Origin of the sequence: Brasilonema bromeliae SPC951 (assembly GCF_012912135.1) — a bacterium.
In the GTDB taxonomy this organism is placed as follows: Bacteria; Cyanobacteriota; Cyanobacteriia; order Cyanobacteriales; family Nostocaceae; genus Brasilonema; species Brasilonema bromeliae.
In genome coordinates this window covers 1-4,347 of record NZ_QMEB01000282.1, presented here as the reverse complement: position 1 = coordinate 4,347, position 4,347 = coordinate 1, and the positions used below count along the sequence as shown (strand labels likewise).

The following is a 4,347-nucleotide window of genomic DNA, read 5'->3' as shown; positions in this document are numbered from 1 at the left end:
TGTTAAACAATATCAGAGTTAGAGGATTTTTATGCCTTCACATCCCAAATTATCCTTGGAGGCAGGGTTATCAGCAATTAAGCAGGGAGATTTCCAAAGTGCGATTGCCATTCTAGAAGCACTAACCCAAACACTTGCCAATAGTAACATTTTTTTACAAGCACAAATCGGGTTAATTGTAGCTTATGCAAAAAGCGGTAATATCCCAAGGGCGATCGCTTTATGCGAAACTCTCACTCACAGTCAAAATTCCGAAGTACAACGGTGGGCAAATCGCACTTTAGAGCAATTGACACTTCCTCGTAAAGATAGTAAAGATTTTACTAGTTTGGTACCTTTTGAGCAGAACACGAGGATCACAGGACAAAAACCAACACAGAGAAATAATGACCCAAACAACGAAACTTCTTTAACTCCCTCCCTCACTCCCTCCCTCACTCCCTCACCTTCTCCCACGAACCCTGAAAAATCTAAACCACTGACAATTCATTGGCGACAAGCACCAAGAGCAAAGACTTGGATACAACAGCAAAAGCTGAACTTAATTCCGTTTCGGCTGCTGATGCTAGGAACATTTATTGCTTTATTTTGGGTGATACGGGAATTAGTCGTGTTGGTGATGGGATTTATAAACACTATTCTTGTAGTAGTTCCATATTTACAGCCAATACAGCTTTTATACGCTAATCCCACTTTATTGTTGCTGCTTGTCCTACTCATCTTGATAGGTGTTTCTCCCAGGTTGCTAGACCGAATACTCACAAATTTCTATGGTTTGCAAAAACTGGAGAAGGACACGTTAAATAGGTATAGTAAAGAAGCTGTCCGGGTACTAGAACGCCGTTGTCAACAGCAAGGTTGGCAGTTACCAAAACTGCGTGTTTTGCCATTAGCAGCACCTTTAGCGCTGACTTATGGGAATTTACCCCGTACTGCGCGAATTGTGGTGAGTCAGGGGCTGTTAGAGCAACTTTGTGATGATGAGATAGCCACAATATACGCCAGCCAACTAGGGCATATGACTCATTGGGATTTTGCTGTCATGTCTTTGGTGCTACTAGTCACGATCCCAATATATAAAGCATACCAGTATTTTTCGGAATGGGGAGACAGAACAACAGCACGAATTTGGCGCTGGGTTATGGCTGTTATGGCAAGTATCGCCTATGTCGTTTGGTGTTTGCTGACTGGGACTGGATTGTGGTTGTCTCAACTGCGCCTTTATTACAGCGATCGCCTGGCTGTTGACATGACTGGTAATCCTAACGGTCTTGTCCGTGCTTTACTCAAAATTGCTATTGGTATTGCTGATGATATCCAAAAACAAGAACACACCAGTTGGCAGTTAGAAAGCTTAAATATACTAGCGCCTGTAGGCTACCAGCAAAGTATTTGTTTGGGTAGTATTGCTCATAACACGACTTTTGAATCGTTTTTGATGTGGGACTATCTCAATCCCTATCGCTGGTGGTTGGTGATCAACAACACTCATCCGTTGATAGGCGATCGCCTGCAACGTCTGTTATCAATAGCCCGCGATTGGCATTTAGAAACAGAATTGAATTTGGAAAAACAACAACCTTTGAGGGTGAAGCGTCAATCTTTTTTTATTCAAGTTGCTCCCTTTTTAGGAATTCCTATAGGTAGTGTGTTTGCGATTGTGATCTGGCTTGTTTGGCAAACGGCATATGCACTTAAGTTTTTGAACTTAAAGTGGATATACGACAATTGGTCTTTTATGACAGGTTGCTGGCTGATTGGATTTAGCATCGGTACATTAATCCGGATCAATTCTTTTTTTCCAGATATTAAACCTAGCACTACCCAAACAGATGACCGATTGCCTAACCTCTTGTCTAACCCAGCAGCCCTCCCATCTGATAGTATCAACGTGCGTCTTGTCGGTAAGCTATTAGGTCGGCGAGGTACAAGTAACTCGTTGGGACAAGATTTCATCCTGCAATCCAGTACAGCTTCGGTGAGATTACATTACCTACAGTGGCTGGGACAACAGCAAAATCCTCAAAATTTGATTGGTCGGCAAATTACGGTGACAGGTTGGTTACGGCGAGGAGCAACACCTTGGATTGACGTCCAAACTCTGCAAACTCATAGCGGTACAACCATCTACAGTCCTCATCCCATTTGGTCTACGGTTTTAGCCGTTGTCACGGAGGCGGTTGGAGCATACATTTTGTTAAAAGGTTAGTCATGAGTCATTAGTCATTAGTCATTTAGAGTCATTAGTCACTGGTGATTTGACTTTGTACTCTACACTCAATAAGTTCGCACAGCGATTTGTAAACAAAACTTGCACAATTCTCAACAAAATGTTATTATTTTTAACATTAACAGCAAAAGCTGATATACCGTGGCTTTCAAGCTTGGTAATCAGTGCTGCTGATAGCGCCAAGACATACCCTTTTTCTCCCCAACACAGCAGTTAATCAGCCAGTAACTGGCTGGTTTTTGTTTCTCTGACATAAAACTGTAGAAAAAGTGTATTTTATGCTACTATGCAATTATGGTATTGCTAGAAATGTCTAATATGAACTGGTTGCGTGTAAAATAGCGTGATAATCTAGGGAAGAGTGTTTAATTGTTTGGAACAACAAAGTGTAGAAGAACTTTCGAGTTATAAGCAGTACGCAATAAAATTCAAAATTCTTAGAATAAAGGTGTTGTTAGAGTTGTGTGCTTTTGTATTAAGCAAGCTTTATCCTGGTAAAAAACTGTATTGTATAGGTTAACAGTTCGGAGAGAAAAATTGGTTTGTGGCAGAATTGGTCAACAATATCTATATGAAAGCCAGAGCCAAGCTACTGTTTTTTGCCTGGTCGTTTTCACTCAACCTGTGGAGGTCTAGTTCATGTCCATTCGCCTATACATAGGCAATTTGCCCAAAGAAGAAATAGATCGTCAAGAACTGCAAGCAGTTTTTGCAGCAGAAGGCGATGCTGTTACTACTAAACTGATTAAAGACCGAAAAACCGGCAAGTGTCGTGGTTTTGGTTTTCTCACAGTCAACAATGACGAACAAGCAGACCAAATTATTGAAAAGTACAATGGTCAGTTGTTCAAAGACACTGCGATCAAACTCGAGAAAGCATTACCTCGTACGAAAGCAGAGGAAAATAGTGAGGAGCAACCAATTAAAGTCATTAGTCATCCTACAACTAGTAACTCTAGTCCCACTCCTGCAAAAGAAAATAACCGTAGGGAGAAAAACTCCAAGAAGTCTCGTCGTGGTGGCGGTGGAAGAGAACACACACCAGCAGCTGCCAGCACGGATGATGCAATTCGTCCAGATCCCAGATGGGCTAACGAGTTGGAAAAACTCAAGCAAATGCTTGCCGCACAAACGACGACTTAAACTTCAACAAGGAGAGATTAAAAATTAAAAATCAAGTTAGTTTGATTTTTAATTTTTAGTCTATATATCCCTTAGGTATTAATGGGAAGCTGTAACCATAGTTGTAAGTGCGATCGCAACTGTTGGGCGAAATGTGATCGCTGGCTATACTTTTCAGTACGAATAGGCTTGCGTTGTTCGTCTAGCGTCCATCCATAGTCGCTACTCAGGCGCAGCTTGTCTTGCCAATCTGAAATGGAAACGATAAGTCCAGATGCAGGGCTATTGTCTACACCTTGTACACGGAATACATAGTTGAAAGTATTTTGTTTACCAGGAGCGACAGTAGAGGGTTGTCCACATTCTACCAACAGTCGCGATCGCACTTGTTCGACAAGATCTGGTTCTGCCAATTCTTCCAGAGTCCGAACCGCTAAAGTTAGGACAAAATAAAATTCTTCAACGGGAACAAATTCTAATTGCATAGAGTATCTCTTGTGAGTGTGCTAGAGACTAATGTCTTGAATCATTTTGTCAGATTGCTTATGTCGTCAATTAACTTACCATTTGTTGAGATAAGTAGGTCAGTACTAATAAAACTCACTCGTTAAGGCAGTCATTAGTCATTGGTAAAGGTTTGAGGCGTTTTGACAATTTTTTACATAGCTTAATTTATTTCCCCCTGTCTACTTACTCTCTTTCAGGCTTGTTCTTGTTATTTCACGTCTTGCCATTGATTGAGAATCTCATCTGTTGCAAATAAACTCAAATTTTTCTTAATATCTCGTTAAATTTACCAAAAACGACGGGTAAACTCATTTTTTTATGGGGAAGATTAACCGTCGTTTTTCGTCATGGTTATTAGCTATCAGTCATTGCTACTCATGACCCTTACGGGTATGCCTGCTTTCGCCTGACCCAAGAGCGCCAGTCGCCAAGTGAGGAGCCAGTGCGGTGAGGTAGTACGGTCTTGGGGTCTCCCCAAGTGAAGTAAC

The 4,347-nt window shown here is 41.4% G+C and carries 3 protein-coding genes; 2 read left to right on the top strand and 1 reads right to left on the bottom strand.

Features of this window, described 5'->3' with window-relative positions:
• Positions 1-31 precede the first annotated feature (31 nt).
• Together DP116_RS25385 and DP116_RS25380 are read left to right on the top strand one after the other, a co-directional pair.
• On the top strand, positions 32-2,209 hold the full coding sequence (locus DP116_RS25385; RefSeq protein ID WP_169157791.1) for a M48 family metalloprotease: 2,178 nt from the start codon (positions 32-34) through the stop codon (positions 2,207-2,209).
• A gap of 660 nt (positions 2,210-2,869) precedes the next feature.
• Positions 2,870-3,373, top strand: coding sequence for an RNA recognition motif domain-containing protein (locus DP116_RS25380; RefSeq protein ID WP_169157790.1), 504 nt, complete (start codon positions 2,870-2,872; stop codon positions 3,371-3,373).
• Positions 3,374-3,444: 71 nt separating this feature from the next.
• Here the strand turns inward: DP116_RS25380 and DP116_RS25375 are convergent, their stop codons facing one another.
• A complete protein-coding gene (locus tag DP116_RS25375; protein WP_169157789.1) occupies positions 3,445-3,837 on the bottom strand; it encodes a hypothetical protein in 393 nt (130 codons plus the stop codon).
• Between the last annotated feature and the right edge of the window lie 510 nt (positions 3,838-4,347).